Here is a 5,249-nt window from a genome sequence, read left to right as displayed (position 1 = left end):
AGTTACGTGCCCAGCAAGGACCCCTGGGCTTTGGACTTCAATTCTATTGTCAAATATTCTTACATGAATATCATCGTTGATACTATAATCCCGATGAATAGCGGCATTAGTAATAATTTCATGAACTGCTTCTGTTGGGTACTCGAGCTTGGATAGGCCGGACGATTCCGCCACGGGAATTCTCTCGATAATCTCGCGAACCTTGGCAACTGAGGCATATATCATGCTATACGCATTTCCCTCCATCGAAATTGGATCGAAGGCAAGCGTCTCTCGCGACCCAACGGGATCATTGGTCGTGTAGCGATAAATTTTAATAGCAGCCTTTGGCAATTCAATCTGCGGTTCATCAGCGAACAAGACAACACCCGCGACGGTTGGCTTGCCGTCGATGATTAGCTTTTGCTTTTTTAACCAATCTTCTGGCTTAGCAGAGGGTATAATTTCAGCAGTAAATTCTCTTGACGCATCAGAATCTGAAATAAATTCCGAATTACTATTTACAATATGATCCTCAAACGAAATTATACCTTTATTCAATTTAAGTCTATTCAGCTGATCATTGGTTTTTTGAGGGATAGATTGCGCGCCCCTTCTCAAATAAGGCGTACCATCAGAAGCCGGCCTTACATCAGGCGTCTTATCAACCTCGATAGCAAGAACCAAACCTAACTCCGAGATACAGCGTAAAAAGCTAGCTCTAAAATGAGTCCCCAATGGAAAAAACTGCTCGACGGCCTGAATAAGACCATTTGCGTCCTCTTCTTTCTGGAACCCATCCCATTTAAAAACGCTTCCAACCTCCTCAATTCCTACAAACAACTCTCCCCCATCGGCGTTCGCGAAGGCTGAAAGTGCCTTTGTAATCTTTGCAGGCTGGATATCTTTCGATTTAAAATCGCAGAACTGGCCTTCAGTCCGGGACACAATCTTCTTGGCGGCATCCGCCAAAATATCTTGAGTAGAAACCGACATAGACACTTCTCATCTAGAGCCAAAGCGAGGGTAACTAGAAAAAATACCATAAGCAACAGGACGTCCAAGCTGCCTATCTCCTCCTTCTCCGCTCCGCCGCCCCCTTAGGCCGCGATTCCGGCACTGGCCCCATTTCGTCCAGCGTCGGCTTCCGCACCCGCGAGGTGCCCGTCAGCAGCGGGTTCGGCTTTTCGCCAGACTTGGGCTTGCCCTCGCCGCCGCCGAAATTATGCGGGCCCATATCTGCGTCCGTGGGTTTCCGGGCGCGGGTCGGCGGCAGGTTGGCGCTGGAGCCGTAGCTGCGCTCGCCCTTGTACTTGCCGGCGGAGGCCTCGACATCGCCCTGCCGGGCGAGCGGATCGTCCGCGATCGCCAGCTCCGTCGCCTGCAGGCGCTTGATCTCGTCGCGCAGGCGGGCCGCCGTCTCGAATTCGAGATCGGCCGCGGCCTCGCGCATGCGCTTCTCGAGATCGGCGATCGCGGCCTTGAGGTTGTGGCCCGAGGCCGGCGCCACCAGCCCCTTGTCGACCGTGACATGGTCGCGCTCATAGACCGAGCCGAGGATATCGCCGATGGCGCGCTTGATCGTCTGCGGCGTGATGCCGTGCTCGGCATTGTAGGCGAGCTGCTTCTCGCGGCGGCGGTTGGTCTCGGCCAGCGCCCGCTCCATCGAGCCGGTGACGTGGTCGGCATAGAGGATGACCTTGCCGTCGACGTTTCGGGCGGCGCGGCCGATGGTCTGGATCAGCGAGGTCTCGGAGCGCAGGAAGCCCTCCTTGTCGGCGTCGAGAATGGCGACGAAGCCGCATTCGGGGATGTCGAGGCCCTCGCGCAGCAGGTTGATGCCGACCAGCACGTCGAAGGTGCCGAGCCGGAGATCGCGCAGGATCTCGATGCGCTCGATCGTGTCGATGTCCGAATGCATGTAGCGCACGCGCACGCCGTTCTCGTGCAAATATTCGGTCAGATCCTCGGCCATGCGCTTGGTCAGCACGGTGACGAGGGTGCGATAGCCCTTCTCGGTGACCTCCTTGATCTCGTCCAGGAGGTCCGCGACCTGATGCTTGGCCGGCCTGATCTCGACCGGCGGGTCGATCAGGCCGGTCGGGCGGATGACCTGCTCGGTGAAGACGCCGCCGGTCTGCTCCATCTCCCAGCCGCCGGGCGTGGCCGAGACATGCACCGACTGGGGCCGCATCGCGTCCCATTCCTCGAAGCGCAGCGGCCGGTTGTCCATGCAGGAGGGCAGGCGGAAGCCGTATTCGGCCAAAGTCGCCTTGCGGCGGAAGTCGCCGCGGTACATGCCGCCGATCTGCGGCACGGTGACGTGGCTCTCGTCGGTGAAGACGAGGGCGTTGTCGGGCAGGTATTCGAACAGCGTCGGCGGCGGCTCGCCCGGCTTGCGGCCGGTGAGATAGCGCGAATAGTTCTCGATGCCGTTGCAGGAGCCGGTGGCCTCGATCATCTCGATGTCGAAGGTGCAGCGCTGGTCGAGCCTTTGCGCCTCCAGGAAGCGGCCCATGCGGTTGAGTTCGTCGAGGCGGGCTTTCAGCTCCTCCTTAATCGACTTCACGGCTTGCGTCAGCGTCGGGCGCGGCGTGGTGTAGTGCGAATTGCCGTAGACCTTGATGAATTCGAGCTCGCCGGTCTTCTGGCCGGTGAGCGGGTCGAACTCGCTGATGCTCTCGACCTCGTCGCCGAACAGGCCGATGCGCCAGGCGCGGTCCTCATAGTGCGCCGGATAGAGCTCGATGACGTCGCCACGCACCCGGAAGGTGCCGCGGGCGAAGTCATGCTGGGTGCGCTTGTACTGGAGCGCGACGAGATCGGCGATGAGCTGGCGCTGCTCGATGCGCTCGCCGAGCTTCACCGAGAAGGTCATCGCCGTATAGGTTTCGACCGAGCCGATACCGTAGATGCAGGACACCGAGGCGACGATGATCACGTCGTCGCGTTCGAGCAGCGAGCGCGTCGCCGAATGGCGCATGCGGTCGATCTGCTCGTTGATCGAGGATTCCTTCTCGATATAGGTGTCCGAGCGCGGGACATAGGCCTCCGGCTGGTAGTAGTCGTAATAGGAGACGAAGTACTCGACCGCGTTGTCGGGGAAGAAGCTCTTGAATTCCCCGTACAATTGGGCGGCCAATGTCTTGTTCGGCGCGAGGATCAGAGCCGGGCGCTGCGTCTCCTCGATCACCTTGGCCATGGTGAAGGTCTTGCCCGAGCCGGTGACGCCGAGCAGCACCTGGTCGCGCTCCTGCCGGCGGATGCCGTCGACGAGATCGGCGATCGCGGTCGGCTGGTCGCCCGAGGGGGAGAACTCCGACTTCATCTGGAAGCGGATGCCGCCTTCCGATTTCTCGGGGCGCTCGGGCCGGTGCGGCGTCCAGGGCTTGCCGGGCTGGATGAAGGGGCTGCCGGTCTCCAGCAGGTGCTGAAGCGAGCTCGCCGTCGCCGCGGCCGCGCCTTCGGCGCCGATGAAGGCGCCGTCCGCCTTCTTGGAGAGCTTGCGCTTGGGCCTCTCCTCGCCGCCCGGCCGCTCCGTGGCATAGCTCGGCTTCGCCTCGTAGCCGGCCTGCGGCCTGTCGCTGAAGCCGGAGGCGCCGCCCGGCACCGCCGTGCCGCGGTTGATCGCCGGGTTCAAGAGGTCGGCGAGATAGCCTTCGAGCGGCTTCAGCTCGGGCTTGGTCGCCTTGGAATTGGGCGTGCGGGCCGAGGACGGCTTCTTCGCCGCCTTGGGCTTGGTCGCGGTGGTGTCGGAGCTTTTCGGCATGGCCGCAATATGGGGCGGAACCGCCGCGGATGCGAGGGGGCGCAGCGCCCGGCTGGCATGATTGGTGACAGGAGTTGACAGGACAAAAAACTGCAACTTATAGTTGTATAGATGCGGCATCCGCAATCAGGGGGCCGTCACGATGCCGGGGAGCAGACCCGAGCCGGCGGAGGATGAGGTCGAAGCCTTCATCGCCCGCTGGCGCGTATCGGAGGGGGCGGAGCGCGCGGCCTATGCGCAGTTCCTGAGCGAATTGTGCCCTCTCATCGGCGTCGAGGCGCCGCAGCCGCCAACCAGCGACGCCGACGCGGTGGCCTATCGCTTCGAGTACCCCGTGCGCTTTCCCGACGGGCAGGGCGGGCACACGACCGGGCGGATCGACCTCTACAAGAAGAGCGCCTTCGTCCTGGAGGCGAAGCAGAGCCGATTGAAGGGCAGACCGAAAGCGCTGCTGCTGGTCGGTGACGACGAAGGCGCCGAAGTGGCTTCCGCCAACACGCGCGGCCGCCGCGGTCCGGAACTCGGGCGCGACCTGTTCATGCTCAACGCCCGCAATCAGGGCGAGCGCTACGCCAAGGCCGTGCCGGCGAGCCATGGCTGGCCGCCCTTCCTGATCGTCTGCGATGTCGGCCATTGCTTCGAGCTCTATGCGGACTTCTCCAGCCTCGGGAAAAACTACGCCCAGTTTCCCGACCGGCACCGCTTCCGCATCTATCTGGAAGATTTGAGGGACCCGCAGATCCGGGATCTGATGAGACGGGTCTGGGAAGACCCGCTCTCGCTCGACCCGGCGCGCCGGGCGGCCATCGCGACCCGGCAGATCGCTGAGCGGCTCGCGGTCGTTTCCAAGGCCCTGGAACAGCGGCATGATCCGGAATTCGTCGCGCTCTTCCTGATGCGCTGCATCTTCACCATGTTCGCGGAGGATGTTCGGCTCATTCCCGCCGACAGCTTCAAGCGGCTGCTGCGCGAATGCCTGGACTCACCGAAAAGCTTCAAGCCGCTCCTCGAAGAGCTCTGGCGAACGATGGACCGCGGCGGCTTTTCCGCCGCGGTCCGCGCCGAAATCAAATGCTTCAACGGCCGCATGTTCGCCGATCCGCAGGTGTTCGGCCTCAGCCGCGACGGCATCGCCGAATTGCTGGCCGCCGCGGAGCATGACTGGAGCCTGGTGGAGCCGTCGATCTTCGGCGGCCTGCTGGAACAGGCGCTCAACCCGGCCGAGCGCGCGCGCCTGGGCGCGCATTACACACCGCGCAGCTATGTGGAACTGCTGGTCATCGAGACCGTGATCGTGCCACTGCGCGAGGAGTGGCGCGCCGTCATCGGAGCGGCGCAGCAGGCGCGCGATGCCGGACAGAAGAATCTCGCCCTCAATCATGTGAAAGCCTTTCACAGCCGGCTTTGCGCGATACGCATCCTCGACCCGGCCTGCGGAACCGGCAATTTCCTGCATGTCGCGCAGGACCTGATGAAGCGGCTGGAAGGCGAGGTGCTGGAG

General features: G+C 62.0%; 3 protein-coding genes. 1 reads left to right on the top strand and 2 read right to left on the bottom strand.

The window, feature by feature from the left end:
• Together AB4Y99_RS25385 and uvrB are read right to left on the bottom strand one after the other, a co-directional pair.
• On the bottom strand, positions 1–975 hold a 975-nt coding region (locus tag AB4Y99_RS25385), incomplete at its 3' end, for an AlbA family DNA-binding domain-containing protein (protein ID WP_441525275.1).
• Positions 976–1,048: 73 nt separating this feature from the next.
• Positions 1,049–3,748, bottom strand: a complete 2,700-nt coding sequence (gene uvrB, locus AB4Y99_RS25380) for an excinuclease ABC subunit UvrB (RefSeq protein ID WP_441525274.1) — start codon at positions 3,746–3,748, stop codon at positions 1,049–1,051.
• A 142-nt stretch (positions 3,749–3,890) separates the two neighbouring features.
• Between uvrB and AB4Y99_RS25375 the strand changes: the two genes are divergently transcribed.
• Positions 3,891–5,249 (top strand): type IIL restriction-modification enzyme MmeI (locus AB4Y99_RS25375; protein ID WP_441525273.1); only part of this gene is annotated, 1,359 nt, incomplete at its 3' end.

Source organism: Allobosea sp. TAB14, from assembly GCF_052113865.1.
GTDB lineage: Bacteria > Pseudomonadota > Alphaproteobacteria > Rhizobiales > Beijerinckiaceae > Allobosea > Allobosea spartocytisi.
Note: the sequence above shows the minus strand (reverse complement) of the source record. Positions and strands in the feature narration are given on the sequence as shown.

Excerpts from the sequence above, each read along its gene's own strand:
- uvrB (WP_441525274.1), bottom strand. The coding sequence starts at position 3,748 with ATGCCGAAAAGCTCCGACACCACCGCGACCAAGCCCAAGGCGGCGAAG.